The sequence below is a fragment of the Streptomyces sp. NPDC051133 genome (assembly GCF_040682635.1).
In the GTDB taxonomy this organism is placed as follows: domain Bacteria; phylum Actinomycetota; class Actinomycetes; order Streptomycetales; family Streptomycetaceae; genus Streptomyces.
In genome coordinates, this window is record NZ_JBFBBK010000036.1 from 37,923 (window position 1) to 63,700 (window position 25,778).

At 71.6% G+C, this 25,778-nt stretch carries 29 protein-coding genes; 13 read left to right on the forward strand and 16 right to left on the reverse strand.

Translation table 11 applies throughout. The annotated features are described in order from the left end of the window. Nucleotides 1–444 carry a carboxymuconolactone decarboxylase family protein gene (locus tag AB0N17_RS31095; protein ID WP_366014897.1) on the reverse strand — a complete coding sequence of 148 codons (444 nt, stop codon included), beginning with the start codon at nucleotides 442–444 and terminating at the stop codon, nucleotides 1–3. Continuing rightward, nucleotides 441–941, reverse strand: coding sequence for a carboxymuconolactone decarboxylase family protein (locus AB0N17_RS31100; RefSeq protein WP_366014898.1), 501 nt, complete (start codon nucleotides 939–941; stop codon nucleotides 441–443). Before AB0N17_RS31100 ends, AB0N17_RS31095 begins: the two co-directional genes overlap by 4 nt. Nucleotides 942–988: 47 nt before the next feature. Between AB0N17_RS31100 and AB0N17_RS31105 the strand changes: the two genes are divergently transcribed. Next, on the forward strand, nucleotides 989–2,383 hold the full coding sequence (locus AB0N17_RS31105; protein ID WP_366014899.1) for a PLP-dependent aminotransferase family protein: 1,395 nt from the start codon (nucleotides 989–991) through the stop codon (nucleotides 2,381–2,383). Between the two features lie 52 nt (nucleotides 2,384–2,435). On the opposite strand, the gene AB0N17_RS31110 is transcribed toward AB0N17_RS31105, so the two are convergent. Then, nucleotides 2,436–3,275 carry a DMT family transporter gene (locus AB0N17_RS31110; RefSeq protein ID WP_366014942.1) on the reverse strand — a complete coding sequence of 280 codons (840 nt, stop codon included), beginning with the start codon at nucleotides 3,273–3,275 and terminating at the stop codon, nucleotides 2,436–2,438. Between the two features lie 119 nt (nucleotides 3,276–3,394). Here AB0N17_RS31110 and AB0N17_RS31115 point away from each other — a divergent pair, with 119 nt between their 5' ends. Both AB0N17_RS31115 and AB0N17_RS31120 read left to right on the forward strand, forming a co-directional pair. Further along, nucleotides 3,395–3,739, forward strand: coding sequence for a hypothetical protein (locus AB0N17_RS31115; protein WP_366014900.1), 345 nt, complete (start codon nucleotides 3,395–3,397; stop codon nucleotides 3,737–3,739). Nucleotides 3,740–3,761: 22 nt separating this feature from the next. Further along, entirely contained in the window at nucleotides 3,762–4,946 is a 1,185-nt protein-coding gene (locus tag AB0N17_RS31120) for a glutathionylspermidine synthase family protein (RefSeq protein ID WP_366014901.1), read from the forward strand. Here AB0N17_RS31120 and AB0N17_RS31125 read toward each other — a convergent pair. Then, complete coding sequence (locus AB0N17_RS31125; protein WP_366014902.1) at nucleotides 4,903–5,544, reverse strand: TetR/AcrR family transcriptional regulator; 642 nt, start codon at nucleotides 5,542–5,544, stop codon at nucleotides 4,903–4,905. The genes AB0N17_RS31120 and AB0N17_RS31125 overlap by 44 nt on opposite strands. An 86-nt stretch (nucleotides 5,545–5,630) precedes the next feature. On the opposite strand from AB0N17_RS31125, the gene AB0N17_RS31130 reads away from it, so the two are divergent. Further along, a complete protein-coding gene (locus tag AB0N17_RS31130; RefSeq protein WP_366014903.1) occupies nucleotides 5,631–6,092 on the forward strand; it encodes a nuclear transport factor 2 family protein in 462 nt (153 codons plus the stop codon). A gap of 21 nt (nucleotides 6,093–6,113) precedes the next feature. Here AB0N17_RS31130 and rocD read toward each other — a convergent pair whose 3' ends face one another. Beyond that, entirely contained in the window at nucleotides 6,114–7,322 is a 1,209-nt protein-coding gene (gene rocD / locus AB0N17_RS31135) for an ornithine--oxo-acid transaminase (RefSeq protein WP_366014905.1), read from the reverse strand. Nucleotides 7,323–7,547: 225 nt separating this feature from the next. On the opposite strand from rocD, the gene AB0N17_RS31140 reads away from it, so the two are divergent. The 3 genes from AB0N17_RS31140 to AB0N17_RS31150 all read left to right on the forward strand — a co-directional run bounded on the left by AB0N17_RS31140 (nucleotide 7,548) and on the right by AB0N17_RS31150 (nucleotide 10,864). Then, nucleotides 7,548–9,002, forward strand: a complete 1,455-nt coding sequence (locus AB0N17_RS31140) for a glycine hydroxymethyltransferase (RefSeq protein ID WP_366014906.1) — start codon at nucleotides 7,548–7,550, stop codon at nucleotides 9,000–9,002. Between the two features lie 123 nt (nucleotides 9,003–9,125). Next, complete coding sequence (gene trpS / locus AB0N17_RS31145) at nucleotides 9,126–10,142, forward strand: tryptophan--tRNA ligase (protein WP_366014907.1); 1,017 nt, start codon at nucleotides 9,126–9,128, stop codon at nucleotides 10,140–10,142. 137 nt (nucleotides 10,143–10,279) lie between these two features. Further along, on the forward strand, nucleotides 10,280–10,864 hold the full coding sequence (locus tag AB0N17_RS31150) for a 2'-5' RNA ligase family protein (protein ID WP_366014908.1): 585 nt from the start codon (nucleotides 10,280–10,282) through the stop codon (nucleotides 10,862–10,864). Nucleotides 10,865–10,875: 11 nt separating this feature from the next. On the opposite strand, the gene AB0N17_RS31155 is transcribed toward AB0N17_RS31150, so the two are convergent. Beyond that, a complete protein-coding gene (locus AB0N17_RS31155) occupies nucleotides 10,876–11,631 on the reverse strand; it encodes an SDR family NAD(P)-dependent oxidoreductase (protein ID WP_366014909.1) in 756 nt (251 codons plus the stop codon). Nucleotides 11,632–11,716: 85 nt separating this feature from the next. Here AB0N17_RS31155 and AB0N17_RS31160 point away from each other — a divergent pair, with 85 nt between their 5' ends. After that, on the forward strand, nucleotides 11,717–12,637 hold the full coding sequence (locus tag AB0N17_RS31160) for a YihY/virulence factor BrkB family protein (protein ID WP_366014910.1): 921 nt from the start codon (nucleotides 11,717–11,719) through the stop codon (nucleotides 12,635–12,637). Here AB0N17_RS31160 and AB0N17_RS31165 read toward each other — a convergent pair. Beyond that, nucleotides 12,585–13,838, reverse strand: coding sequence for a D-alanyl-D-alanine carboxypeptidase (locus tag AB0N17_RS31165; protein ID WP_366014911.1), 1,254 nt, complete (start codon nucleotides 13,836–13,838; stop codon nucleotides 12,585–12,587). The genes AB0N17_RS31160 and AB0N17_RS31165 overlap by 53 nt on opposite strands. Nucleotides 13,839–13,929: 91 nt before the next feature. Between AB0N17_RS31165 and AB0N17_RS31170 the strand changes: the two genes are divergently transcribed. Together AB0N17_RS31170 and AB0N17_RS31175 are read left to right on the forward strand one after the other, a co-directional pair. After that, nucleotides 13,930–14,169, forward strand: coding sequence for a hypothetical protein (locus tag AB0N17_RS31170; protein ID WP_366014912.1), 240 nt, complete (start codon nucleotides 13,930–13,932; stop codon nucleotides 14,167–14,169). A gap of 167 nt (nucleotides 14,170–14,336) precedes the next feature. After that, nucleotides 14,337–15,881 carry an ABC transporter substrate-binding protein gene (locus AB0N17_RS31175; RefSeq protein WP_366014913.1) on the forward strand — a complete coding sequence of 515 codons (1,545 nt, stop codon included), beginning with the start codon at nucleotides 14,337–14,339 and terminating at the stop codon, nucleotides 15,879–15,881. Here the strand turns inward: AB0N17_RS31175 and AB0N17_RS31180 are convergent, their stop codons facing one another. The 9 genes from AB0N17_RS31180 to AB0N17_RS31220 form a co-directional block, all read right to left on the reverse strand. Continuing rightward, nucleotides 15,882–16,634, reverse strand: coding sequence for a TetR family transcriptional regulator (locus tag AB0N17_RS31180; RefSeq protein WP_366014914.1), 753 nt, complete (start codon nucleotides 16,632–16,634; stop codon nucleotides 15,882–15,884). Between the two features lie 11 nt (nucleotides 16,635–16,645). Continuing rightward, nucleotides 16,646–17,092, reverse strand: coding sequence for a DUF393 domain-containing protein (locus AB0N17_RS31185; RefSeq protein WP_366014943.1), 447 nt, complete (start codon nucleotides 17,090–17,092; stop codon nucleotides 16,646–16,648). Nucleotides 17,093–17,211: 119 nt separating this feature from the next. Continuing rightward, nucleotides 17,212–17,619 carry a hypothetical protein gene (locus tag AB0N17_RS31190; RefSeq protein WP_366014915.1) on the reverse strand — a complete coding sequence of 136 codons (408 nt, stop codon included), beginning with the start codon at nucleotides 17,617–17,619 and terminating at the stop codon, nucleotides 17,212–17,214. An 83-nt stretch (nucleotides 17,620–17,702) separates the two neighbouring features. Next, the gene (locus tag AB0N17_RS31195; protein WP_366014916.1) at nucleotides 17,703–18,113 is read right to left on the reverse strand and encodes a VOC family protein; all 411 of its coding nucleotides are present in this window, start codon (nucleotides 18,111–18,113) and stop codon (nucleotides 17,703–17,705) included. Between the two features lie 111 nt (nucleotides 18,114–18,224). Beyond that, nucleotides 18,225–19,004 carry a succinate dehydrogenase iron-sulfur subunit gene (locus tag AB0N17_RS31200; RefSeq protein ID WP_366014917.1) on the reverse strand — a complete coding sequence of 260 codons (780 nt, stop codon included), beginning with the start codon at nucleotides 19,002–19,004 and terminating at the stop codon, nucleotides 18,225–18,227. Next, complete coding sequence (sdhA, locus tag AB0N17_RS31205) at nucleotides 19,004–20,758, reverse strand: succinate dehydrogenase flavoprotein subunit (protein WP_366014918.1); 1,755 nt, start codon at nucleotides 20,756–20,758, stop codon at nucleotides 19,004–19,006. The genes AB0N17_RS31200 and sdhA overlap by 1 nt, the downstream gene beginning before the upstream one ends. 19 nt (nucleotides 20,759–20,777) lie before the next feature. Next, nucleotides 20,778–21,260, reverse strand: coding sequence for a succinate dehydrogenase hydrophobic membrane anchor subunit (locus tag AB0N17_RS31210; protein ID WP_366014919.1), 483 nt, complete (start codon nucleotides 21,258–21,260; stop codon nucleotides 20,778–20,780). 5 nt (nucleotides 21,261–21,265) lie between these two features. Further along, nucleotides 21,266–21,646 carry a succinate dehydrogenase, cytochrome b556 subunit gene (sdhC, locus tag AB0N17_RS31215; protein WP_365580018.1) on the reverse strand — a complete coding sequence of 127 codons (381 nt, stop codon included), beginning with the start codon at nucleotides 21,644–21,646 and terminating at the stop codon, nucleotides 21,266–21,268. A gap of 191 nt (nucleotides 21,647–21,837) precedes the next feature. Next, nucleotides 21,838–22,392 (reverse strand): 2-oxo-4-hydroxy-4-carboxy-5-ureidoimidazoline decarboxylase, encoded by a 555-nt coding sequence (locus tag AB0N17_RS31220; protein ID WP_366014944.1) that lies wholly within the window; start codon nucleotides 22,390–22,392, stop codon nucleotides 21,838–21,840. Between the two features lie 173 nt (nucleotides 22,393–22,565). Here AB0N17_RS31220 and AB0N17_RS31225 point away from each other — a divergent pair, with 173 nt between their 5' ends. The 3 genes from AB0N17_RS31225 to AB0N17_RS31235 all read left to right on the forward strand — a co-directional run bounded on the left by AB0N17_RS31225 (nucleotide 22,566) and on the right by AB0N17_RS31235 (nucleotide 25,684). After that, nucleotides 22,566–24,200, forward strand: a complete 1,635-nt coding sequence (locus AB0N17_RS31225; protein ID WP_366014920.1) for a glycoside hydrolase family 20 protein — start codon at nucleotides 22,566–22,568, stop codon at nucleotides 24,198–24,200. Nucleotides 24,201–24,339: 139 nt separating this feature from the next. After that, a complete protein-coding gene (locus AB0N17_RS31230) occupies nucleotides 24,340–25,038 on the forward strand; it encodes a DUF4328 domain-containing protein (protein ID WP_366014921.1) in 699 nt (232 codons plus the stop codon). Nucleotides 25,039–25,129: 91 nt separating this feature from the next. Next, the gene (locus AB0N17_RS31235; RefSeq protein ID WP_366014922.1) at nucleotides 25,130–25,684 is read left to right on the forward strand and encodes a hypothetical protein; all 555 of its coding nucleotides are present in this window, start codon (nucleotides 25,130–25,132) and stop codon (nucleotides 25,682–25,684) included. Nucleotides 25,685–25,778 lie beyond the last annotated feature (94 nt).

Genomic DNA, 25,778 nt, shown 5'->3' on the forward strand with positions numbered 1-25,778 from the left:
TCACGGCTGGAAACCCCCCGGAGGGACACGACGGGCGACCATCAGCCGGTTCCAGCCGTTGATGACGGTGATCAGGGCGATGAGGTGGGCGAGCCCGGCCTCGTCGAAGTGCTTGGCGGCGCGCTCGTACACCTCGTCCGGTACGAAGCCCTCCGTGAGGACCGTGACCGCCTCGGTGAGCGCCAGCGCCGCCCGTTCCCGCTCGCTGTAGAGGTCCTCGGCCTCCTCCCAGGCGCTCAGCAGCTGGAGGCTGTCCTCCGGCACCCCGCTCTCCCGGGCCAGCCGGAGGTGCATGTCGAGGCAGAAGGCGCAGTGGTTGATCTGCGAGGTGCGGATCATCACCAGCTCGGCCAGGGCCGGATCGCCGAGCCCCTTCTTCGCCGCCGCGCTGAGCGCCGACATCGCCCGGGAGACCCGCGGGTCCAGTTCCCGCGTACGGCTCACTTGTGCTGCCCCGGCTGGTAGTGGCCCGGCGTCATCCGGGTGGTCACCCCGAACCGGTTCCAGGCGTTGATCACCGTGATCGCGGCGATCAGCTGCGCCAGCTCGGCCTCCTCGAAGTGCTTGGCCGCGTGGTCGTAGACCTCGTCCGGCACGAAACCGTCCGTCAGCACGGTGATCGCCTCGGTCAGCCCGATCGCCGCCAGCTCCTTCTCCGTGTAGAAGTGCCGCGACTCCTCCCACGCGCTGAGCTGCACGATCCGCTCCACGCTCTCACCGGCGGCGAGCGCGTCCTTGGTGTGCATGTCCAGGCAGAAGGCGCAGTGGTTGAGCTGCGAGGCGCGGATCTTGACCAGTTCGTACAGCGTGGGGTCGAGCCCCTGCCTGGCGGCGGTGTCCAGCCGGATCATCGCCTTGTAGACCTCGGGGGCGTGCTGGGCCCAGCTCAGTCGCGGGGCCTGCTCGGTGGCGTACTCGACGGGTTCTGGTGCAGTGCTCATGCCCTCGACCCTAGGAGTGAGGCAGCCCAGGAGTATGGTCCATTTCCATGGCGAGATCCTGGGCCACTCTGGGCGTCGACCTGCACCTCGAACCGGCCGCCTCCGGCGGACTGCGCCGGGGCCTGACCGACGCCCTGCGCGACGCCGTCCGCACCGGCCGCCTGGCGCCCGGCACCCGGCTGCCCTCCTCCCGCTCGCTCGCCGCCGACCTCGGCATCGCCCGCAACACCGTCGCCGAGGCCTACGCCGACCTGGTCGCGGAGGGCTGGCTCACCGCACGGCAGGGCTCGGGGACGCGCGTGGCGGAGCGGGCGGTGAGCCAGCCCTCCGGCCGGGGCACGGCACCCCGCCACCGGGAACCCGCCCGTCCCGCCCACAGCCTCGTCCCCGGCGCCCCCGACCTCGCCGCCTTCCCGCGCACCGAGTGGCTGCGGGCCGCCCGCCGTGCCCTGACCACCGCCCCGTACGACGCCCTCGGCTACGGCGACCCGCGCGGCCGTCCGGAGCTGCGCACCGCCCTCGCCGGCTACCTCGCCCGCGCCCGGGGCGTCCGCACCGACCCGGACACGATCGTGATCACCGCCGGGTTCACGCACGGCCTGCGCGTGCTCGGCACGGTGCTGCGGGCCCGTGGGGTGGGGACGGTGGCGGTCGAGTCGTACGGCCTCGACGTGTACTGGGAGCTGCTCCAGCAGGCCGGACTCGCCACCCCCGCCCTCCCGTACGACGAACTGGGCACGGACACGCGTGAGTTCGGCGGCGCCGGGGCGGTTCTGCTGACCCCGGCGCACCAGTTCCCCATGGGCACCGCTCTGCATCCCGACCGGCGGGCCGCCGTCGTGGACTGGGCGCGGCGCACCGGCGGGCTGGTCCTGGAGGACGACTACGACGGGGAGTTCCGCTACGACCGCCAGCCCGTCGGCGCCCTCCAGGGCCTCGACCCCGACCGGGTGATCTACCTCGGCACCGCCAGCAAGTCCCTCGCGCCCGGACTGCGCCTCGGCTGGATGGTGCTGCCGCCGGAGCTGGCGCGGGAGGCGGCCTCAGCCAAGGGCCGCAGCGACACCGTGGGCGTGCTGGAGCAGCTCACCCTCGCCGAGTTCCTCACCTCCGGCGCGTACGACCGGCACGTCCGCTCCTGCCGCCTGCGCTACCGGCGCCGCCGCGACGCCCTCGCCGCGGCCGTGGCCGACCGGGCGCCCGAGGTACGGGTGACGGGGATCGCGGCCGGGCTGCACGCGGTGCTGCGGCTGCCGCCGGGCACGGAACAGTCGGTGATCCAGGCGGCGGCCTGGCAGGGGCTGGCCCTGCACGGCCTGTCCTTCCACCGCCACCCACAGGCCGTCACCGCCCCGCTGGACGCCCTGGTGGTGGGCTACGGCACCCCACCGGACAGCGCGTGGTCGGGAGCGCTGGAGGCGCTGTGCCGGGTACTGCCGTAGCCCAGGGGGCCGCCGTGCGGGGGCGGCGGCGGGACGCGGGCCGCCCCGGGCCTCACCCCTCCGTCGCCGGTGCCTCGCCCGTCGCCGGTGCCTCCCCGAAGCGGGCGAGTGCCAGCGCCCCCGCCACGGCCACCGCGAACCCCAGCACCGCCAGCCAGGCCAGCCCCTCGCGCGTGCGGTCCCCGAGCCAGACCACGCCCACCGCCGCCGGCCCGATCGTCTCGCCGATCACCATCCCGGCGGTGGCCGTCGTCACCGAACCCCGCTGAAGGGCCGAGGTGAGCAGCATGAACGCGGCGCCGCCACCGATCAGCAGCGCATAGGCCGCCGGGTTGGTGAGCAGGTCCGCCGGCGCCAGGCTGTCGATCAGCCGGACCGACACCTCCACCACCCCGAAACCGAAGCCGGCCCCCAGCCCCAGCACCAGCGCCCGGGCCGGTCCCGACAGCCGCCCGCCCGCGAGGGCGAGCAGCAGGATCACGGCCGCCACGGCCAGCATCACCCACCGCAACGCGTCCGAGCCGTCCTGTTCGCCCTCCGGCCCGGACGCCAGTCCCAGCATCGCGAGCCCGGCGCACACCACCGCCACCGCGGACCACTCGGTGCCGCTCAGCCGCACCCGCAGCAGGCGTGCCGCCACCACCGCGGTCACCGCGAGGCTCGACGCCAGCGCGGCGCTCACCGCGTAGATCGGCAGCGACCGCAGCGCCGCGATCTGGAACAGGAAACCGAGCCCGTCCAACGCCAGTCCGGCCAGATACCGCCACTGCCTGAGCGCCCGCAGCAGCAGTGCCGCCTCGCCCCCACCGCCCGTACCGGCCGCCCGCGCGGCCATCGCCTGCAACACCGTCGCGGTGCCGAAGCAGACCGCCGCCCCCAGGGCGCACACCATTCCAAACAACACGAAAGCGACTCTAGGGGAACGGGAGTTCGCGGACCCACTTGCGGGGGTACTCACACCGATCTCTAGGCTGACCGCCGAACGCCACATCCGACGGGGGAGACACCACGATGGCACAGGCACGCCGGCAACTCCGCTCCGGCACGGTCGTCCTCGGCGGCATGGGTCTGCTGGCCGCCGCCCTCACCGCCTGCTCCTCCGACCCGGACAAGCGCTGCGTCGACCGCGACAGCTACACCTACGCCAAGGGCTACAAGGTCGTCTCCGACAAGAACTGCAAGTCCGCCAAGGCCTCCGTCGACGGCACCTGGTACTACGGCGGCAAGAAGAAGGGCTCCTGGGTGGACGGCGGGTCCTTCACCAAGCCCCGCAAGGGATCCGGCGGCTCCTCCGGCGGCAGTGGCGGGGTCCACCGCGGCGGCTTCGGCGGCGGCCACGGCAGCTCCGGCGGCTGACGGAACCCGCCGGACACCCCGCATGGAACGCCGCACCGTCACCCCCCGCCCCGGCTGGCAGCGCACCGTCGAGGAGCAGGGGCTCGTCCACCCGCTCACCCGCCACCCCGACGGGTCCCTGCGCCCCTACTGGGACGAGAGCGCCTACTACGTCTTCTCCCTGGACGAGGTCGAGGCGCTGGAGGAGACCGTCGGGGAACTGCACCGCATGTGCCTCGCCGCCGCCGGGCACCTCGTCGCCGAGGACCGCCTCGCCGACCTCGGCATCACCGACCCGCGGGTGGCCGCCGCGGTCACCGAGGCCTGGCACCGGCGCGCCGAACTCCCCTCCGTCTACGGCCGTTTCGACCTCCGCTACGACGGCACCGGCCCGGCCAAGCTGCTGGAGTACAACGCCGACACCCCGACCTCGCTGGTGGAGGCCGCGTCCCCGCAGTGGTTCTGGATGGAGGACCGCTTCCCCGGCGCCGACCAGTGGAACTCCCTGCACGAACGCCTGGTCGACGCCTGGCGGGCCCAGGCCGCGCTGCTCCCTCCGGGCGGCCCGCTGCACTTCGCGCACTCCTCGGCCGACGAACTCGGCGAGGACCTGATGACGGTCGCCTATCTGAAGGAGACCGCCGAGCAGGCCGGGCTGGACACCGACTGGCTCTCCATGGAGGAGATCGGCTGGGACACCCTCTCCGGCCGCTTCGTCGACAACCGGCTCGGCTTCATCCGCGCCATCTTCAAGCTGTACCCCTGGGAGTGGCTCACCACCGACGCCTTCGGCGGCCATGTCCTGGACACCCTGGACAACGGCGGCGGCACCGGCAGCACCCTGTGGATCGAGCCCGCCTGGAAGATGCTGCTCAGCAACAAGGCCCTGCTGGCGGTCCTCTGGGAGCTGTACCCCGGCCACCCCCACCTGCTCCCCGCCTACCTCGACGGCCCACGTGAACTGGCCTGCGGCCCGGGCTACGTCGCCAAGCCCCTGCTGGGCCGCGAGGGCGAGGGGGTCACCGTCCACCGGCCGGGAGCGCCCGCCGGGCTTCGTGACGAGCCCTGCTGCTACCAGCAGCTCGCCCCGCTGCCCGCCTTCGACGGCAACCACGTCGTCCTCGGCGCCTGGGTGGTGCGGGACGAGGCCGCCGGTCTCGGCATCCGCGAGTCCTCGGGCCTGATCACCGACGAGTACGCCCGTTTCCTGCCCCACGTGATCCTCTGACCCCTGGGGTGTCACCGCCGTCCCGGCGGCGGGGCCGGTCGTCGAGAAGCGTCGCGACGGCCGCGCGTGCCTGCCGGGCGGGAGCCGGGTCACCGGTGATGCCGGCGGTGACGACGGCGCCCTCGGCGAGCAGGAACACCGACTCGGCCACCGGCACCCCGGTGGCCCGCACCCATGCCGTGAGCTGGTCGCGGAACGCCTGCTTGTGGGACCGGACCTCGGCCAGGACCGGCTCGGACGCGGAGCCGAGCTCACCGTGGGCGTTGATCCAGGCACAGCCGCGGAAGCCGGGCTCCGCGAACCACTCGGCGAGCCAGTCGAAGACCGCGAGCACCCGCTCGCGAGGGTCCGGTATGGGGTCCACCCGGGCGGCGAGGCTCGCCCGCCAGCGCCGGTCGCGCCGTTCGAGCACGGCGACCACGAGGTCCTCCTTCGTCGCGAAGAAGCGGTAGATCCGCTTCAGCGGCAGCCCGGACGCCGCGCGCACCTGGTCCATCCCGACGGCCTGGATGCCGCGCGCGTAGAACAGCGCCTCCGCAGCGTCCAGCAGCGCCTCGCGGTCCAGGCGGTTCTGTTCCTCGGTGACCGGGGCCGGCATCCGGGCCTCCTTGACGATGAGAACGATCGTTCTCTACCTTAGCGCCAGTGCTGGAGAACGCTCGTTCTCGACCTGAGGAGGCCGCAGTGCCCGAAGACCGCCCGCCCTACCCGCCGTTCACCGAGGAGACCGCCCGCCAGAAGGTCCAGGCGGCCGAGGACGCCTGGAACACCCGCGATCCCCACCGCGTGGCCCTCGCCTACACCCCGGACTCCACCTGGCGCAACCGCGACCGCTTCCTGCGGGGCCGCGAGGAGATCGTCGCCTTCCTGACCGAGAAGTGGCAGCGCGAGCAGGACTACGCGCTGCGCAAGAGCCTCTGGGACTTCCACGGCAGCCGCATCGCCGTCCGCTTCCAGTACGAGTGCCACGACCGCGACGGCCAGTGGTGGCGCTCCTACGGCAACGAACTGTGGGAGTTCGACGAGCACGGTCTGATGCGACGCCGCGAGGCGAGCATCAACGACGTCCCCATCACCCCGGCCGACCGTCGCATCTTCGGCCCGCGCCCCACCGACGAACACGGCACCGGCATCCCCCTGCGGTGAGCGGCTCACCCGCCGGGGCGGTCAGGCGTGCGTCAGCACCGCCCGCAGCTGCTCCAGCCCCCAGTCCAGGTCCTCCTCACCGATCACCAGCGGGGGAGCGACCCGGACGGTGTGGCCATGGGTGTCCTTCACCAGCACCCCCCGGTCCATCAGCCGCTCCGACACCTCCCTGCCCGTACCGACCCCGCGGGCCACGTCCACCCCCGCCCACAGCCCGCGCCCGCGCACCGCCGTCACCGCGCCCGTGCCGAGCAGCGCCTCCAGCGCACGGTGCATCCGCTCACCGAGCCGCGCCGCCCGCTCCTGGAACTCACCCGTCCGCAGCATCGCGATCACCTCCAGCGCCACCGCGCAGGCCAGCGGATTCCCGCCGAACGTCGACCCGTGCTCACCCGGCCGGAACACCCCGAGCACCTCCGCGCTCGACACCACCGCCGACACCGGCACGATCCCGCCGCCCAGCGCCTTCCCCAGCACGTACACGTCCGGCACCACCCCCTCGTGCTCGCACGCGAAGGTCCGTCCCGTCCGCCCGAGCCCCGACTGGATCTCGTCGGCCACGAACAGCACGTTCCGCTCCCGGGTCAGTTCCCGGACGGCCGGGAGATAGCCGGCCGGCGGCACGATCACCCCGTTCTCGCCCTGGACCGGCTCCAGCAGCACCGCCACCGTGTTCTCCGTCAGAGCCGCCCGCATCGCCGTCAGATCCCCGTACGGCACGATCTCGAACCCCGGCGTGTACGGCCCGAAGTCCGCCCGCGCCTCCGGATCCGTCGAGAAGCTGATCACGGTCGTCGTACGCCCGTGGAAGTTGCCGCCCGCGACCACGATCTTCGCCATCTCCGCCGGCACCCGCTTCACCCGGTACCCCCACTTCCGGGCCGTCTTCACCGCGCTCTCCACCGCCTCCACCCCGGTGTTGACCGGCAGCACCATCTCCATGCCGCACAGCTCGGCCAGCTCCGTGCAGAACGCGGCGAACCGGTCGTGATGGAACGCCCGGGACGTCAGCGTCACCCGCTCCAGCTGGGCCCGCGCCGCCGCCACCAGGCGCCGGTTGCCGTGCCCGAAGTTCAGCGCCGAATACCCGGCCAGCAGATCCAGATAGCGGCGCCCCTCCACATCCGTCATCCACGCCCCCTCGGCCGTGGCCACGACCACGGGCAGCGGACGATAGGTCGGCGCGCAGTGCGCGTCGGCGGCGGCGATGAGGTCCTCAGCAGTGGGCACGGCCTCTCCCGGAAGCGAAGCGGACTCGACGGTGACCTCCTTCCTACTCTCGCTCGCATGGTGGACGCGGGATCTGCCGCGTCCGGCGCGCCCGGTAGGCTGACGAGCGGGCCGTGACTGGCGCGCAGGGATGGGACGGACCATCAGGGAGCGGCCCGAGCGGGAAAGAGTGCCGTGCGCCTGGGCCGAACCGAGTACGCCGAACGCCACGTCCGGAGGTCCCCGATGCCTGAGAATTCCGCCCCCCTTTCCACGGAGTCCACCGCCTTCCGTGCCGCCCTCGACGTCATCCGCGCCGTCGAGCCGCGCGTCGCCGACGCCATCGGCCAGGAGGTGACCGACCAGCGCGAGATGCTCAAGCTCATCGCCTCCGAGAACTACGCCTCCCCGGCCACCCTCCTCGCGATGGGCAACTGGTTCAGCGACAAGTACGCCGAGGGCACCGTCGGCCGCCGCTTCTACGCCGGCTGCCGCAACGTCGACACCGTGGAGTCCCTCGCCGCCGAGCACGCCCGCGAACTCTTCGGCGCCCGCCACGCCTACGTCCAGCCGCACTCCGGCATCGACGCCAACCTCGTCGCCTTCTGGGCCGTCCTCGCCGACCGCGTCGAGGTCCCCTTCCTGGAGAAGACCGGCGCCCGCCAGGTCAACGAGCTCTCCGAGGCCGACTGGGCCGAGCTGCGTCAGGCCTTCGGCAACCAGCGCATGCTCGGCATGTCCCTGGACGCCGGCGGCCACCTCACCCACGGCTTCCGCCCGAACATCTCCGGCAAGATGTTCGACCAGCGCTCCTACGGCACCGACCCCGCCACCGGCCTGATCGACTACGAGGCCCTGCGCGCCCAGGCCCGCGAGTTCAAGCCGCTGATCATCGTCGCCGGCTACTCGGCGTACCCCCGCCTGGTGAACTTCCGGATCATGCGCGAGATCGCCGACGAGGTCGGCGCGACCCTCATGGTCGACATGGCCCACTTCGCGGGCCTCGTCGCGGGCAAGGTCCTCACCGGCGACTTCGACCCGGTCCCGCACGCCCAGATCGTCACCACGACCACCCACAAGTCGCTGCGCGGCCCGCGCGGCGGCATGGTCCTGTGCGACGACTCCCTCAAGGACCAGGTCGACCGCGGCTGCCCGATGGTGCTCGGCGGCCCGCTCCCGCACGTCATGGCGGCCAAGGCCGTCGCCCTCGCCGAGGCCCGGCAGCCCGCCTTCCAGGACTACGCCCAGCGCATCGTCGCCAACTCCCGCGCCCTCGCCGAGGGGCTGATGCGCCGCGGCGCCACCCTGGTCACCGGCGGCTCCGACAACCACCTGAACCTGATCGACGTCGCCGGCTCCTACGGTCTCACCGGCCGCCAGGCCGAGGCGGCCCTGCTGGACTCCGGCATCGTCACCAACCGCAACGCCATCCCGGCCGACCCGAACGGCGCCTGGTACACGTCCGGCATCCGGATCGGCACCCCCGCCCTGACCACCCGCGGCCTCGGCACCGCCGAGATGGACGAGGTCGCCGGCCTCATCGACCGCGTCCTGACCACCACCGAGCCCGGCACCACCAAGTCCGGCGCCCCCTCCAAGGCGGCCCACGTCCTCGACCCGAAGATCGCCGACGAGATCTCCCACCGGGCGACCGACCTCGTGGCCGGCTTCCCGCTCTACCCGCAGGTCGACCTGGGCTGAAGCGCCCCGTGAGGGGCGCGGGGACGGCGCGGGCGACCGGAGACGGCCCGCGGCCCCCCGCGCCCCGGATCACCCCCGCCTCACGGGCCGATCCCACCCCCGGCCGATGAGAGAATGGGCGACATGGCCTCTGCTGACCGACCCCGCGTGCTCTCCGGAATCCAGCCCACCGCAGGCTCGTTCCACCTCGGCAACTACCTCGGCGCCGTCCGTCAGTGGGTGGCCCTGCAGGAGACCCACGACGCGTTCTACATGGTCGTCGACCTGCACGCGATCACGGTCCCGCAGGACCCGAAGGAGCTGCGCGCCAACAGCCGTCTCGCCGCCGCCCAGCTGCTCGCCGCCGGTCTGGACCCGGACCGCTGCACCCTCTTCGTGCAGAGCCATGTCCCCGAGCACGCCCAGCTCGCGTGGGTCATGAACTGCCTCACCGGCTTCGGCGAGGCGAGCCGGATGACCCAGTTCAAGGACAAGGCCGCCAAGCAGGGCGCGGACCGGGCCTCCGTCGGCCTCTTCACGTACCCCATCCTCCAGGTCGCGGACATCCTCCTCTACCAGGCCCACGAGGTGCCGGTCGGCGAGGACCAGCGCCAGCACATCGAGCTGACCCGCGACCTCGCCGAGCGGTTCAACGGGCGCTTCGGCGACACCTTCCGGATCCCGTCGCCGTACATCCTCAAGGAGACGGCGAAGATCTACGACCTGCAGGACCCGTCGATCAAGATGAGCAAGTCGGCGTCCACGCCGAAGGGTCTGATCAACCTGCTCGACGAGCCGAAGACCACGGCCAAGAAGGTCAAGAGCGCCGTCACCGACACCGACACCGTGATCCGCTACGACGTGGAGAGCAAGCCGGGCGTGTCGAACCTGCTGACCATCTACTCCACGCTGACCGGCAAGTCCGTCGAGGAGCTGGAGCGGGACTACGAGGGCAAGATGTACGGCGCCCTCAAGACGGACCTGGCCGAGGTCATGGTCGAGTTCGTGACGCCGTTCCGGGAGCGCACGCAGCAGTACCTGGACGACTCCGAGACGCTCGACAAGATCCTCGCCAAGGGCGCGGAGAAGGCGCGCGCCGTCGCCGCCCAGACGCTCGCGCTGGCGTACGAGCGGGTCGGCTTCCTCCCCGCGAAGCACTGAGGCGTACGACCGCACACACGTCCGTGGAGCAGAGCGCTGCACATCACTTCCGCTGCGCCTGCCCACGGGGCAGCGGTGGCCGTACAGTCGATACCCGGGCGACTGAGAACACAACAGACGTGACGACAGGAGACGACGTGGGGACCGTAACGATCGGCGTGTCGATCGCGGTCCCGGAGCCTCACGGCAGCCTGCTCCAGGAGCGGCGCGCGGGCTTCGGCGACGCCGCGGCTCACGGCATCCCCACGCACGTCACCCTGCTGCCGCCGACCGAGGTGGACGAGGCCGGGCTGCCGGCCGTCGAGGCGCACCTCGGCCGGGTCGCCGGGGCGGGCCGGCCGTTCCCGATGCGGCTGTCCGGCACGGGCACCTTCCGGCCGCTGTCGCCCGTGGTCTACGTCCGTGTCGTGCAGGGCGCCGAGGAGTGCACCCGGCTGCAGCAGCGGCTCCGGGACGCCTCCGGGCCGGTCGCGCGTGAGCTGCAGTTCCCGTACCACCCGCACGTCACGGTGGCCCACGGCATCGACGACGCGGCGATGGACCGCGCCTTCGAGGAGCTGGCCTGCTTCGACGCGCAGTGGCCGTGCACCGGCTTCGCCCTCTACGAGCAGGGCGCGGACGGGGTGTGGCGCAAGCTGCGGGAGTACACGTTCGGGGGCTCGGTGGTGCCCCCGCAGGCGGCCCACACCGACGTCGAACGCGGGACGATCGCAAGCCGCTAGCACCGGCCCCCTCACACCCCCAGCCTCCGGAACACCCCCCGAGGCAGATGGCGCAGTGCCGTCGTCAGCAGGCGGAGCGGGCCGGGGACCCAGATCGTCTCCGCCCGGCGGCGCAGGCCCAGTTCGATGGCCGTGGCGACCGCCTCGGGCGTGGTGGCGGGGCCGGACGGCTCGCGGCCGGCCGTCGCCGCCGTACGGACGAAGCCGGGGCGTACGACCATGACATGGACGCCGGTGCCGTGCAGGGCGTCGCCGAGGCCCTGGGCGAAGGTGTCGAGTCCGGCCTTGCTGGAGCCGTAGATGAAGTCGGCGCGGCGGGCGCGTTCGGCGGCGGTGGCGGAGAGGACGACGAGCGAGCCGTGGCCCTGGTTCTGCAGGGCCCCGGCGGCGACCAGCCCGGCGGAGACGGCTCCGGTGTAGTTGGTCTGGGCGACGTGGACGGCGCGGAGCGGGTCCCGCTCGTCGTGGGCCTGGTCGCCGAGGACGCCGAAGGCGAGCAGCACCATGTCGATGGCGCCCTCGGCGAAGACCTTGCCGAGGACGGTCTCGTGCGACGCGGGGTCGAGGGCGTCGAAGGCGACGGTGCGGGTGTCGGCCCCGAGGGAGCGCAGGTGGTCGGCGGCCTCGTCCAGGGCGGGGGAGGGTCGGCCCGCGAGCCACACGGTGCGGGTGCGGCGGGCGATCAGCCGGCGTGCGGTGGCCAGCGCGATCTCGGACGTGCCGCCGAGGACGAGCAGGGACCGGGGGAGTTCGGTGGCATCCTTCATGACAGCTGACCGTATCGCCCGGATATGAGCGTTTCGGCGGAGAAACGCGGTGTTCACGCCGCCCCGGAGCGGGCAAGGACCGATCATGGACTGGCTGAAGAGACTGCCCGGCATCGGCCCGGTCGTCACGTGGCTGATGACGACCCACGCGTGGCGGTGCTACGAGCGGCTGGACCGGGTGAAGTGGACACGGCTGGCCGCCGCCATGACGTTCGTCAGCTTCATCGCGCTGTTCCCGCTGCTCACCGTGGCCGCCGCGATCAGCGCCGCCACGCTCTCCGCGGACCGGCAGAAGACCGTCGAGCTGAAGATCGCCGAGCAGTTCCCGGGCGTGGTCTCCGACCAGCTGGACCTCACCTCGCTCGTCGACAACGCCGGCACCGTCGGCGTCATCGCGGGCGCCGTGCTGCTGCTCACGGGCATCGGCTGGGTCGGTCAGGTGCGGGACTGCCTGCGCGCGGTGTGGGAGCTGCCCGACCAGCAGCAGAACCCGGTGCTGGCCAAGGCGAAGGACGCCGGCATCCTGCTCGGCCTCGGCGGCGCCCTGCTGGTCACGCTCGCCGCGTCCACGCTCGCCTCGGCCGCCGTCGGCGTCGTCTCGGACCGGCTCGGACTGGCCGAGCACGGCTGGGGCAGCGCGCTCCTGCGGCTCGCGGCGTTCTCGGTCGCCGTGCTGGCCGATTTCCTGGTCCTGCTCTACGTCCTGACCATGCTGCCCGGGGTGGAGCCGCCGCGCCGCCGGCTGCTGGTGGCCGCGCTGCTCGGCGCGATCGGCTTCGAACTGCTCAAGCTGCTCCTCAGCGGCTACATCCAGGGGGTCGCGGCGAAGAGCATGTACGGCGCGTTCGGCGTCCCCGTGGCCCTGCTGCTGTGGATCAACTTCACCACGAAACTGGTCCTGTTCTGCGCCTCCTGGACGGCGACGCGGAGCGCGGGGGCCGAGCTCGCGGACGTCAGGGACGCGTCCGACGGCGCATCAGGTCCGGCAGCGGCCACCGGCGGTTGACGAGGAACGCCCCGCCCCCGAGCAGCACCAGCAGCCCGCCCGCGACGGCCAGGGCGGTGCCGATCCCGCGGCTGCCGGAGCGGGTCGTGGTGCTCGCCACCCGCTTGGTGCCGGACCCGTCGGTCCCGGCAGCGGCCTGACCCGACGAGGCCTGCCCGGAGGAGGCGCCGGCGCTCGGCCGCGCGGTGGACGCCGCGGCGCTCTTCGGCGGCACCAGCTCGCCCACCGGCGTCACCTTGCCGGCCGCCTGGAAGCCCCAGTCGAACAGCTTCGCGGTCTCCTTGTAGACCTCGTTGTGCTCGTGCTTCTGCGGGTTCATCACCGTGACGAGCAGCACCTTGCCGCCGCGCTCGGCGACGCCGGTGAAGGTGGCGCCCGCGTGGCTGGTGTTGCCGTTCTTCACGCCGGCGATGCCCTGGTAGACGGGGACGTCGGTGTCGCCGCTCAGCAGCCGGTTGGTGTTGCGGATCTCGCTGGAGCCGAACTTGGCGCTGACGGTCGAGCAGTAGTCCCGGAAGTCCTTCTTCTGCAGCCCGGAGCGGGCGAACAGCGTCAGGTCGTACGCCGACGACAGCTGTCCCGGCGCGTCGTAGCCGTCGGGGGAGACCACCCGGGTGTCCAGGGCCTGCAGCTCGTCGGCGTGGTCCTGCATGTCCTTGACGGTCCGGCCGACACCCTCGTTCATCGCGGCCAGCACGTGCACGGCGTCGTTGCCGGAGCGCAGGAAGACCCCGAGCCACAGGTCGTGGACCGTGTAGCTGCGCCCCGCCTTTATCCCGACCACGCTGGAGCCGGCGCCCATGCCCGCGAGGTCGGCCGGCGCCACCTTGTGCTCCATGGTCTTCGGGAACCTGGGCAGCAGGGTGTCGGCGAACAGCATCTTCAGCGTGCTCGCCGGGGGCAGCCGCCAGTGCGCGTTGTGTGCCGCGAGCACCTGGCCCGACTCGGCGTCGGAGACGATCCAGGACAGCGCCGTGAGGTCCTTGGGCAGCACGGGCACGCCCGGGGCGAGGTTGACCTGCGTACCGGCCTGGCCGAGCCGGGCACCGCCCAGCGACGACATCCGGGCCGGTGGTGTGGCCGTCGGGCCGGTGGAGGGCGTGGGCGCCGCGAGGGCCGCGGGCGCGGCGGCGGAGAGGGACAGCAGGGCGGCGGAGGTGACCAGCAGGGCGCGCCGGACGGTGGTGTGGGGAGCGGGCACGGTCGGAAACGTACCTGGAGCGCACCGGGAAGTCCCAAGACCCACCCCACCCCGGGAACGGGACCGGATGGCCGGCAGCGATACTGGTCCCATGAAGCTCAGCCGCCCGGTCTCCTGGTTCCTGCTCGCTTTCGGGGTGTGGTCCTGGGTCATCTGGGTCACTTTCGTCAAGAACCTGATCAAGGACGGCAGCGGGCTCGCCTTCGACGACGGTCACCCGACCGCGTACTTCTGGGTGCACCTGCTGCTGGCGGTCGTCTCCTTCGTATTGGGGACGGTCATCGGGGTCATCGGGTTGCGCGGTCTGCGCGCACTGCGCCGAACGTCATAACCCCTGCGCCCCCGCGTGTTCTCGCACATCTGGTCAGAAAGCCCTTCCCCCCGGCGAAACAGGTGTGGTTAGGTGAGCCGCGTCACTTAGGGGAGTGGCGGGATCGTGCGGGCCAGGGGTAGGGCCTCGAGGGGCCTGGGGAGGGCACCACCATGCGATCTGTTCGCATGCGCATTCTCGTGACGCTGTCGGTGCTGGCGGTCGTGGGAATCGGCGGCTGGCAACTGCTGCCGTCGCAGGGGGACAAGAACAAGACCATCACGGTCGGTACGACGGACGCCGTCACGGACCTCGACCCGGCAGGTGCCTACGACGCCGGTTCCTGGGCCCTGTTCAGCAACGTCTTCCAGTCGCTGCTGACGTTCGAGCCGGACGGGGTCGAACCGGTCCCGGACGCGGCGCGGAGCTGCGCGTTCCAGGGCAGCGGGCTGCGGACGTACCGGTGCACGCTGCGGTCCGGGATCACCTTCCCGAGCGGGCGCGCGATGACGGCCGAGGACGTGAAGTACTCCTTCGACCGGGTCAAGAAGATCAACTCCGATGTCGGCCCGGCGTCGCTGTTCTCCACGCTCGCCTCGGTGACGGCGGACGACGCGGCCACGGTCACCTTCCATCTGTCGTCCGCGGACGCCACCTTCCCGCTGAAGGTCGCCACCGGCGCCGGGTCGATCGTGGACAAGGAGAAGTACCCGGCCGACGCCCTGCGGGCCGGGTCCGAAGTCGACGGCACCGGCCCGTACGGCCTGAGTTCGTACACCAAGGACCAGAAGGCCGACCTCGCGCCGAACGGGCACTACAAGGGCTACCTCAGCGGCACCGGCCGGCCGGTCGAGCTGCGCTACTACACCGACTCCGCGAAGCTGGACAGCGCCTGGAGGGCGAAGCAGGTCGACGTCGCCACGCGCACGCTGCCGCCGCACGTGCTCTCCCAGCTGAACCCGAGCGACCCCGGGCAGCGCGTCACCGAGTCCGACAGCGCCGAGACCCGCAACCTGTACCTCAACACGCGCGCGGGTTCCCCGCTGCACGACGTGCGGGTGCGCCGGGCGATGGCCTGGCTGGTCGACCGCGAGGAGCTGGCGGCGACGGTCTACGAGGGCACGGTCGACCCCCTCTACTCGCTGATCCCGACCGGGATCACCGGCCACACCACGTCGTTCTTCGACACCTACCCGCAGCAGAGCGTCGCGAAGGCGCGCGAGCTGCTGACCCGGGCGGGGGTGACCCTGCCGGTGCGGTTCACCTTCGGGTACGGCATCGGCCGGGGCGCGGGCGCGGAGGAGGCCGCGGCGCTGAAGAAGCAGCTGGAGGCGGGCGGCCTGTTCCAGGTGGACGTCAAGGGATACGAGTGGACCGACTTCCAGAAGCGCTGGGCCGCCGGGAAGATGGACGCGTGGGCGGTCGGCTGGGTGGCCGACTACCCGGACCCGGACACCTTCGGCGCCGCGCTCGTCGGCAGCGACTCCACCATGAGCACCGGGTACAGCAACAAGCTGGTCGACCATCTCATCCTGGACAGCCAGCAGTTCCCCGACCGCAGCCGGGCCGCGAACGACTTCAAGGACATCCAGGGGGACGTCGCCCAGGACGTCCCGCTGATCCCGCTGTGGCAGCGCAAGGAGTACGTGGTCAGCATCGAGGACGTGGGCGGCGGCCAGTATCTGACGGACGGCACGGGCGTGTTCCGCCTGTGGCGCCTGCAGTGGATCTGATCAGCCGCGCTTCTCGGCCCGCCCCTTGGCCGCCGGGTCCGGCAGCGCCTTGGTCATGCCCGGCAGGAAGTCCGTGAACAGTTCGTGGACCTCCAGGACCAGGGGGCGCAGGACCCGGAAGCGGGCCAGGGCCACGCCCCGCGCGGTGAGGCGCGCCCCCCGCTTGGCGAGCCGGTAGCTGCGCTCGCGGTCCTCCGTGCGGTCGAAGACCCAGTACAGGACCAGGCCCATCTGCGAGAGCCACATCAATTCCGGGAGGATCTCCCGCAGTTCGGGGGCGACCTTGGACTTGGAGCCGGCCAGGACCTCGCGGTGCACGCTGATCGCCTGCTCGCGGGCGTGCTCGCTCTCCGGGGAGAAGGGGCTGAGCGGGCTGTCGGGGTCGGCGGCGTTCTTGAAGAACTGGACGGCGAACTCGTGGTACGGCCGGGCGATGTCCAGCCATGCGGTCAGCACGCCCGCGATCCGGGCCTCCAGGTCGGTCTCCCGGTCCAGGATCTCGCGGACCGCCGCCTGGTGCTCGGCGGCGATCCGGTCGTAGAAGCCCTGGATGAGGTGTTCCTTGCCCTCGAAGTAGTAGTAGGCGTTTCCGACGGAGACCCCGGCCTCCTTGGCGATGGCCCGCATGGTCGTCTTGTCGTACCCGCGCTCCTGGAACAACCGCATGGCGGTCTCCAGGATCAGCGCGCGGGTCTGCTCGGACTTGCTGCTCTGGGGGGCGGCCGGCTCGGGGCCGTCGTTGTTCGCGGGCACGGTAGAAGAGCCTAACGAGTGGCGCAGCCGCCGTCGGCGCAGGAGGGCGGTGCGTAGGTCCAGCCCGTCCGCGGGTGGTAGGCCCACCCGTCCTGCCGCCGGTAGGTGTGCTGCCCGCCCCACGTCTGCTGCGCGCCCCGCCACTTCGCCGCCGCCAGCACCGCGCCGCGCGCCAGCTTGGCGCCGGCCGGGGTGCTCAGCCGGTGGGCGAGGGGCCGGTGCTCGCGCAGGGCCCACAGGACGACGATCCAGGCGCGTGAACCCCGGTAGACCTGCCCGGAGTCGCCGATGACGGTGACCTCGTCGAGGGTGGCGCCGTGGTCGAGCCCGGGGAAGCGGGCGTGTGCCTGGGCCGAGCCCGCCGGGACCAGCTCCAGGGGCACCAGCTGCGGCTGGCGCGCCAGCCAGGTGCGCAGGTGGGTGCAGAGGCCGCACTCGGCGTCGTAGAGGACGGTCAGCCCGCGGACCGGGACGCCCCCCGTGACGCCCCGGTCCCTCGCGGTGGTCCTGCCGGCCGCGGTGGTCCTGCCGGCCGCGGTGGTCCCGCCGGCCGTGGAGGCCTCGCCGGTCACGGTGGTCACGCCCCGGCCGTCGGCGCGATCCACTCCTGCGGGGCGACCGGGGGCAGCTGCTCCCGCTCCATGATCCCGCGCCGGCGGATCCGGTTGAGCACGTAGACGTTGCCCAGGTGCATCGCGCCGAGCACCAGCAGGACCACGCCCAGCTTGGTCGACAGGGCCTCGAAGATGCCGCGGGTGTCCTCGATCGTCTCGTCGCCGCTCAGGTACAGCGCGACGAAGCCGAGGTTGACCAGGTAGAAGCCGACGACCAGGAGGTGGTTGACGGCGTCCGCGAGCTTCTCGTTGCCGTGCAGGACGTCGGCCAGGAAGATCCGGCCGTTGCGGCTGAGCGTGCGCGCCACCCAGACGGTCAGCCCGATGCTGACGATCAGGTAGACGACGTAGGCGATGACGGTGCGGTCCATGCCCCACCCCTTCTTGAACGCGTTCAAAACGCTGACAGGGATGACTGTAGACCTGTTTTTGAACGTGTTCAAGTCAAGGGTGCTCAGTTCCTGCGGCCGAGCTCCGGGCGCTTGCCGTAGTCCGTGAACCCCAGGACGTTCCCCCACGGGTCGGCGATCTCCACGGCCCACCCCGTGGCCACCTGGAACACCTCGTCCAGCGGCGGGATGCCGGCCGCGGCCAGCTCCCGCGCCGCCACCCGCGCGTCCGGCACCTCGAGCCAGACGCGCGGCGAGGGCCAGGGAGGGGTCCGGTGCCGCAGCTCCTCCTCCAGGTGCAGCAGGATCCCGGGCGTCTCGCCGCCGACCTTCAGCAGCGCGATCCCGCCCTCGTCGAATCGGAATCCGACGCTGAACCCGGCCCGCTCGTAGAAGCCGACGGCCTCGCCGAGGTCGCCGACGGGGAGCAGTACGTTGTCGAAACCGAGCAGTTCGTAGGACTCTTTGTCTGACATGTCGTCACATTAGAACCGGGCCCGCGGGAAACCCGACAAAAACGCCCGAGGGCCCTGCTTCCGGAGGATCGGAAACAGGGCCCTCGGGCCGGATGTGCCTGACCGGGAAGATCAGTAGCGACGCGTGATCAGCGCGCGCTTGACCTCCTGGATCGCCTTCGTGACCTCGATACCGCGCGGGCAGGCGTCCGTGCAGTTGAAGGTCGTGCGGCAACGCCACACGCCGTCGCGGTCGTTGAGGATCTCCAGCCGCTGCTCGCCCGCCTCGTCACGCGAGTCGAAGATGAAGCGGTGGGCGTTCACGATCGCGGCCGGACCGAAGTACTGGCCGTCGTTCCAGAACACCGGGCAGGAGGAGGTGCAGGCCGCGCAGAGGATGCACTTCGTCGTGTCGTCGAAGCGCTCGCGGTCCTCGGCGGACTGCAGCCGCTCACGCGTCGGCTCGTTCGTGTCCTTGGTGACCAGGAACGGCATGACGTCCCGGTACGCCTGGAAGAACGGCTCCATGTCCACGACCAGGTCCTTCAGGACCGTCAGGCCCTTGATGGGCTCGACCGTGATCGGCTTCTCGGGGTTGATGTCCTTGATCAGCGTCTTGCAGGCGAGGCGGTTCTTGCCGTTGATCCGCATCGCGTCCGAGCCGCAGATGCCGTGCGCGCACGACCGGCGGAAGGTGAGGGTGCCGTCGACGTCCCACTTGATCTTGTGGAGGCCGTCGAGGACACGCTCCTTCGGGTCGATCTCCAGCTGGAAGTCTTCCCAGGTCGCCTCCGCCGAGACCTCCGGGTTGAACCGGCGGACCCGGAAGGTGACGGTGATGTAGGGGGAGTCGGCGAAACCGGGCTCGGGCCGGCCGGCCGCGTCCGCCTTGTCCAGAACAGGGGTAGCCATCAGTACTTACGCTCCATCGGCTGGTAGCGGGTCTGGACGACCGGCTTGTAGTCGAGACGGACGGTTTCCGAGCCGTCGGCGCCGACCTCGCGGTACGCCATGGTGTGGCGCATGAAGTTGACGTCGTCGCGGTTCGGGTAGTCCTCGCGGTAGTGACCGCCGCGGGACTCCTTGCGGGCCAGGGCCGAGACGGCCATGACCTCGGCCAGGTCGAGCAGGTTGCCCAGCTCGATCGCCTCGAGGAGGTCCGTGTTGAACCGCTTGCCCTTGTCCTGGATCGCCACGTTCTTGTAGCGCTCGCGCAGCTCGGCGATCTTCTCGACGGCCGTCTTGATCGTCTGCTCGGTGCGGAACACCATGACGTTGGCGTCCATGGTCTCCTGCAGCTCGCGGCGGATCGTGGCGACCCGCTCGTTGCCGGTGGAGGTGCGCAGCCGCTCGATCTGCTCGACGACCAGCGACTCCGGGTTCTCCGGCAGCTCGACGAAGTCGGCCTTGTGGGAGTACTCGGCGGCGGCGATGCCCGCACGGCGGCCGAAGACGTTGATGTCCAGCAGCGAGTTGGTGCCGAGGCGGTTGGCGCCGTGCACGGAGACACAGGCGACCTCGCCGGCCGCGTACAGACCCGGGACGACGGTGGTGTTGTCCGCCAGGACCTCACCCTCGACGTTCGTCGGGATGCCGCCCATCGCGTAGTGCGCGGTCGGCTGGATCGGGATCGGGTCCGTGTAGGGCTCGATGCCGAGGTAGGTGCGCGCGAACTCCGTGATGTCCGGGAGCTTGGCGTCCAGCTGCTCCGGCGGGAGGTGCGTGAGGTCCAGGTAGACGTGGTCGCCCTCGGGACCGCAGCCGCGGCCCTCCCGGATCTCCGTGTAGATGGAGCGGGAGACGACGTCACGGGACGCGAGGTCCTTCATGACCGGCGCGTACTTCTCCATGAAGCGCTCGCCGTCCTTGTTGCGGAGGATGCCGCCCTCACCACGGGCGCCCTCCGTCAGCAGGATGCCCATGCGCCAGATGCCGGTCGGGTGGAACTGGAAGAACTCCATGTCCTCCAGCGGCAGCCCGCGGCGGTAGACGGCGGCCTGGCCGTCACCGGTCAGCGTGTGCGCGTTCGACGTCACCTTGAAGAACTTGCCGGTGCCGCCGGAGGCGTAGATGACGGCCTTCGCCTGGAAGATGTGGATCTCGCCGGTCGCCAGCTCGTAGGCGACGACACCGGCCGACTTCTTGACGCCGTCGACCTCGGTGATCAGCTGGTCCAGGACGTAGAACTCGTTGAAGAACTCCACGCCCTCCTTGACGCAGTTCTGGTACAGCGTCTGGAGGATCATGTGGCCGGTGCGGTCCGCGGCGTAGCAGGACCGGCGGACCGGGGCCTCGCCGTGGTTGCGGGAGTGACCGCCGAAACGGCGCTGGTCGATCGTCCCGTCGGGCGTCCGGTTGAACGGCAGACCCATCTTCTCCAGGTCGAGGACGGCGTCGATGGCCTCCTTCGCCAGGATCTCGGCGGCGTCCTGGTCGACCAGGTAGTCACCGCCCTTGACCGTGTCGAAGGTGTGCCACTCCCAGTTGTCCTCCTCCACGTTGGCCAGCGCGGCGGCCATGCCGCCCTGCGCGGCGCCCGTGTGGGAGCGGGTGGGGTAGAGCTTGGTCAGCACCGCGGTGCGGCTGCGCTTCGTCGACTCGATGGCCGCGCGCATGCCCGCGCCACCGGCGCCGACGATGACGGTGTCGTACTTGTGGATCTTCATGATTCTCGCAGCCCCGTGCCTAGCGGATGTTCGGGTCGAAGGTGAAGATCACCAGCGTGCCCAGCAGGATGGTCCACACCGTGGCGGTGTACAGCAGGGCCTTCAGCCACATGCGGGACGCAGGACGCTCGGCGTAGTCGTTGATGACCGTGCGCAGGCCGTTGGCGCCGTGCAGCATCGCGAGCCACAGCATCAACAGGTCCCAGACCTGCCACCAGGGGGAGGCCCAGCGGCCCGCCACGAAGGCGAAGCCGACCTTGGACACACCGCCGTCCAGCACGAGCTGGATCACCAGGTGGCCGATGACCAGGACGACCAGCACGACGCCGGACAGGCGCATGAACAGCCAGGCCGCCAGCTCGAAGTTGCCCCGGGTCGACTTCGGGGACTTCTTGGTGCGCTTGCGCGGTGCCTCGATCAGCGGGGCCGGGTTGTCCACGGTGTAGACGGGGGCACCTTCGACGGGGCCGACTCCGGACGCGGTGGTTTCAGTGGTCGACATCGGCGTCAGCTCCCAAAGAGAACACGGGCGGCGTGGCCGAGGACCGGGTAGATCGCCCCGAGCATCAGCACGATCCAGACGCCCATCACGGTCCAGAACATCTGCTTCTGGTAGCGCGGGCCCTTCGACCAGAAGTCGACGGCGATGACGCGGAGACCGTTGAGCGCGTGGAAGAGGATGGCGGCGACGAGGCCGTACTCCAGCAGCGCGACGATCGGCGTCTTGTACGTGGACACGACCTTGTCGTAGTCCTCGGGGGAAACACGCACGAGAGCGGTGTCCAGCACGTGAACGAACAGGAAGAAGAAGATGAGGACGCCGGTGACTCGGTGAGCCACCCAGGACCACATTCCTTCCCGGCCGCGGTACAGCGTTCCAGCCGGCACGGAAGAACCCTCCGGGAGCGGGGACTAGGGCCGCGCCGGCTTCACTGTCGGTCGGGCCCGGCCGGGTACGGTCCACCGGCCCCCAGCATCGTAGCCATGCGCTGCGCCGTGCTTTACGGGGGGCCTACCTTGTGTGATCAAAGTGGCACCGGATGGGGTAGCGGGCGCGGCATCTGGCACGGGGTGTCCCGTTATTTGCCGGGTGCGGGCGGGTTCGGGCTGGCGGCGCCCCGGGGCCCGGCCGCCGACGGGTGCGGCCCCGCGCCCCCCAGGCAGGTGGCCAGCCTGCTTCTCGCGAGGCGGCGGAGCTGCTCCGCGGCCATCACCCGCTCTTCCTCGGGATCGTTGGCCAATCGTGATCGGATCGCCTCCAGGATGCGGTCGATGGCCTCGGCCGGTGTGACATCACCCAGATAGATGACGAACACGTGCCCGAATCTCGCTTCGTAGGCGGCGTGGGCCGCGCTCAGGGCCATGTGGGCCGCCGAGTACGCGCCCTCCGGGAGAGCGGGAAGGGATTCACCCGCGAGCGCCTCCGACAGGTCGCCCGGCGACAGGTCGTACGCCGCCTCGTCCGCCGCCGCCAGGAGGGCGTCCAGGTCGGGGTACGGGCGGTGGTCGGCGAGGCGGTGGGCCCAGCGCAGGCTGTGCAGGCAGTCCAGGAGGAGGGCGCGGGCCTCGTCGGCGGGCGCCCCGTTGAAGACGTCCAGGGGCCTCGGGAGGTACGGGAGAGGGTGGGCGGGCAGCGTGGGTCCTCGCGTCGCGTGTGGCGTGGCAGGGGATGCTGTGAAATGTGTGTCGTCAGGTTATCGAGAGTGGTCACTGTGTGTCCGTGTGATGCATGAAAATTCACCCGGACGGGAGAGTTTGGGGACGCGTGGATGACCGATGAGGGCCGTATCGGTCGTACGTTGGCTGAGTGACCCAGCACAGGCGCCGGGACTCGGCGCAGCAGGTGATACGGAAGCGCGCGGTGGTGGCCGCAGCGGTCGTCGGGACCGTCGCCCTCGGCACGGGTGTCGGCGTGTGGGCGTCCTCGGGCGGTGAGGGCGGCGACGCGGCGAGCCAGGGCGCGGCGCGAGAACCGTCCGGGCACGACCCGGCCGGCACGCCGTCGCCGAGCCGGTCGTATCCGCTCTCGCAGACGCCCCGCACGATTCCCGCGGTGCGCTCCCACACCCCGGCGCGCGGCCCCGGCTGGCAGCCGCACAAGGGCGAGCGGGTGGTCGTCGCCGACGCCGGGCTGGCCGACGCGGGGCGGCTGATCGCCGGGGAGCTGGGGCTGACGTACGCGGGGCAGAGGGACGACGTCAGGGCGGGGGACGTCCGGCTCGCGCTGGGGGGCGGGGGCGGGAACCAGGAGTCGTACACCATGACCGTGCGCGACGGGCGGGTGGACATCGGCGGGCCCGGCGAGGCGGGGGTCTTCTACGGCACCCGGACCCTGAAGCAGGAGGTCCACGGTGGCGGTACGGCCCCCGAGGGGGTCGTGCGGGACCAGCCGGCCAAGCCGGTGCGCGGGTTCACGCTGGACATCGCGCGCAAGCCGTTCGGCGAGAGCTGGATCGAGGACCGGATCCGCGAGCTGGGGGATCTGAAGTACAACGAGCTCGGGCTGCACTTCTCCGACGACCAGGCCTTCCGGATCGAGTCCACCAGCCACCCGGAGATCGTCTCCAAGGACCATCTCTCCAAGGCACAGGTCAAGAAGATCGTGGACCTCGCGAACAGCCGGCACATCACCGTCGTCCCCGAGATCGACTCGCCCGGGCACCTGGGCGCGGTGCTCGCCGCCCACCCCGACCTGCAGCTGCGCAACGCGAGCGGGGTGGCGACCAAGGGAGCGATCGACATCTCCGAGCCCGCCTCGGCCAAGCTGATCGACGACCTGCTGAACGAGTACGCGGGGCTGTTCACCGGCGGCCAGTGGCACCTCGGCGGAGACGAGTACCAGGCGCTGACCGTCAAGGACCCGCAGGCCTCCTATCCGCAGCTGGCCGCCGCCGCCCGCCGGAAGTACGGCTCCGACGGCACCGTCGCCGACCTCGCCACCGGCTGGACGAACGACCGGGCCGCCACCGTCCGCGCCCACGGCAAGACCGTCCGCGCCTGGAACGACGGCTTCTACAGGGACACCTCCGTCCAGCCGGACAAGGACATCCAGGTCGCCTACTGGACCGGCAAGGAGATCGGCGCCCGGCAGCCCGAGGAGTACCTGGGCGACGGCCGCGAGGTCCTCAACTACAACGACGAGTTCCTCTACTACGTGCTCGGGCAGCCGCAGACCTTCGTCTATCCGACCGGGCAGCGGATCTACGAGCAGTGGAATCCGCGCGTGCTGCGCGGCACGGCCGCCGTGCCGGCGCGTTACGACGGGCAGATCCCCGGCGGCTCGTTCGCGGTGTGGGGCGACTTCCCGAACGCCCAGACGGAGGCGCAGGTCGCGGCCGGGATCCGGATGCCGCTCAGGGCCACCGTGCAGAAGCTGTGGGACCCGGGCAAACCCGCGCTGTCCTGGGCCGACTTCAAGGCGCTGGCGGACCGGCTGGGCTGAGCCGCTCCGGGTGGCCGCCGGGTGATCGATTCGAGTGGACGTGCGACGCCGCCGGACCGTATGTTCCCTTGTCCGCACGTCCGGCCGGGGAAGGCCGCCGCGTGCCCGTCGTCGGCGTCATCCTCGGGGGAACCTCATCATGACCTCACCCATGCCCGCTCCGTCCTTCGTGCCCGGTGCGGCCCTGCGCTCGCCGGAGGGGCTCGGCCGGGCGGCCGCCGCGCTGCTCGGCGTGACGGTCGCCGTCGACCTGTTCGCGGTCTACGCCGACATGCTGGAGATGAACGTCGGCGCCGATCTCGCGGACGGCGCCACCGGCTCCGCCGTGGCGGGCCGCGCCGGCCACGCGGACACCCTCTACGGCGTCGCCGGCGTCGCCCAGGCGCTCGTCCTGGTGGCGACCGCCGTCGTCTACCTGTGCTGGCTGTGGCGGGTGCGGGTGAACGCCGAGGTGTTCGACCGGTCCGCGCACCGCATGCGGCGCGGCTGGACGATCGGCGGCTGGTTCTGCCCGGTCGTCAACCTGTGGTTCCCGCGCCGGATCGTCGTGGACGCCTGGGACGCCAGCGCTCCCTGGGGCGCGCGGGTCCGGCACGCGCCGGTCAACGCCTGGTGGACGGTGTGGGTCATCGGCCTCTTCGTCGGCCGGCTCGCGTACACGCGGTACGACAACGCCGACACGCCGTCCGAACTGCGGGGCGCGGCCGGGCTGATGCTGTTCTCCGACGCGCTCGACGCCGTGGCCGCGATCCTGGCCGTCCTGGTGGTCGTCCACCTGACCCGGATGCAGCGCCACAAGGCCCTCGCAGGCCCCTTGCCGAGCCCGGTCGTTGGCTGAAAAGCTGCGGCTGTGACACTCCCCCGCCGTCGCACGCAGTAAGGGGAAGTGCGGGCTCCGTAAAGGCGGCGCCCTGGCGAGGGAGGCTTCCATGAGCCTGGTGGAACTGATCGCGCAGGCCGACGAACGCGGACTGGCCGCCGGTGGGTTGGCCTGTTTGGATCGGTGTCTGCCCCTGCTCGGCGGTGACGACGAGCTGCTGCGCCCGCTGTGGGCGCACCTCTCCGACGGCTCGGGCTGGAGCGACAGCCTGGACAAGGCGCGCTCCGTGCTCGGCTCGGCCGATCCCGCCGACGACGAGGCCGCGCGGCTCGTGCGCCGGATGCTGGACGCGGCCCCGGCCGAGCGCACCGCCGACGCGGTACGGCCCTGGGCGGACGCCTGCTCCGTCGCCTCCCTGCGCATCCACCGGCTGCTCGACCCGGCCGCGGAGGGCCCGTCGGCCGACGGTCTCGACGCCGGGCGGGCGGGCGAGACGGAGGAGCTGCCCCCGCTGGTCGCGGCCGAGCTGCGGCGGCAGACGGCCGTGCTGGAACTCCTCGCCGGGCACGGGCCGCAGGGGCTGCGCCGGGCGCTCGACGTGTCGGTCGAGGGACGCCGGGTGCTGCGCGCGGTGGTCTCCCGGCGGGCGCGGGCCGGTTCCTGAGAGGCGTGCGCGGCCACGGCGGCGCGGGGCGTTCAAACCCCCTGCGTGGGGGAGTCCTGTGAGTGTCGTGCGGTGGACGTGGGGTAGTCCTGCG

Excerpts from the sequence above, each read along its gene's own strand:
- AB0N17_RS31100 (WP_366014898.1), bottom strand. The coding sequence starts at position 941 with ATGAGCACTGCACCAGAACCCGTCGAGTACGCCACCGAGCAGGCCCCG.
- AB0N17_RS31105 (WP_366014899.1), top strand. The coding sequence starts at position 989 with ATGGCGAGATCCTGGGCCACTCTGGGCGTCGACCTGCACCTCGAACCG.
- AB0N17_RS31110 (WP_366014942.1), bottom strand. The coding sequence starts at position 3,275 with ATGGTGTGCGCCCTGGGGGCGGCGGTCTGCTTCGGCACCGCGACGGTG.
- AB0N17_RS31115 (WP_366014900.1), top strand. The coding sequence starts at position 3,395 with ATGGCACAGGCACGCCGGCAACTCCGCTCCGGCACGGTCGTCCTCGGC.
- AB0N17_RS31120 (WP_366014901.1), top strand. The coding sequence starts at position 3,762 with ATGGAACGCCGCACCGTCACCCCCCGCCCCGGCTGGCAGCGCACCGTC.
- AB0N17_RS31125 (WP_366014902.1), bottom strand. The coding sequence starts at position 5,544 with ATGCCGGCCCCGGTCACCGAGGAACAGAACCGCCTGGACCGCGAGGCG.
- AB0N17_RS31140 (WP_366014906.1), top strand. The coding sequence starts at position 7,548 with ATGCCTGAGAATTCCGCCCCCCTTTCCACGGAGTCCACCGCCTTCCGT.
- trpS (WP_366014907.1), top strand. The coding sequence starts at position 9,126 with ATGGCCTCTGCTGACCGACCCCGCGTGCTCTCCGGAATCCAGCCCACC.
- AB0N17_RS31155 (WP_366014909.1), bottom strand. The coding sequence starts at position 11,631 with ATGAAGGATGCCACCGAACTCCCCCGGTCCCTGCTCGTCCTCGGCGGC.
- AB0N17_RS31160 (WP_366014910.1), top strand. The coding sequence starts at position 11,717 with ATGGACTGGCTGAAGAGACTGCCCGGCATCGGCCCGGTCGTCACGTGG.
- AB0N17_RS31170 (WP_366014912.1), top strand. The coding sequence starts at position 13,930 with ATGAAGCTCAGCCGCCCGGTCTCCTGGTTCCTGCTCGCTTTCGGGGTG.
- AB0N17_RS31175 (WP_366014913.1), top strand. The coding sequence starts at position 14,337 with ATGCGCATTCTCGTGACGCTGTCGGTGCTGGCGGTCGTGGGAATCGGC.
- AB0N17_RS31190 (WP_366014915.1), bottom strand. The coding sequence starts at position 17,619 with ATGGACCGCACCGTCATCGCCTACGTCGTCTACCTGATCGTCAGCATC.
- AB0N17_RS31195 (WP_366014916.1), bottom strand. The coding sequence starts at position 18,113 with ATGTCAGACAAAGAGTCCTACGAACTGCTCGGTTTCGACAACGTACTG.
- AB0N17_RS31200 (WP_366014917.1), bottom strand. The coding sequence starts at position 19,004 with ATGGCTACCCCTGTTCTGGACAAGGCGGACGCGGCCGGCCGGCCCGAG.
- sdhA (WP_366014918.1), bottom strand. The coding sequence starts at position 20,758 with ATGAAGATCCACAAGTACGACACCGTCATCGTCGGCGCCGGTGGCGCG.
- AB0N17_RS31210 (WP_366014919.1), bottom strand. The coding sequence starts at position 21,260 with ATGTCGACCACTGAAACCACCGCGTCCGGAGTCGGCCCCGTCGAAGGT.
- AB0N17_RS31230 (WP_366014921.1), top strand. The coding sequence starts at position 24,340 with ATGACCTCACCCATGCCCGCTCCGTCCTTCGTGCCCGGTGCGGCCCTG.
- AB0N17_RS31235 (WP_366014922.1), top strand. The coding sequence starts at position 25,130 with ATGAGCCTGGTGGAACTGATCGCGCAGGCCGACGAACGCGGACTGGCC.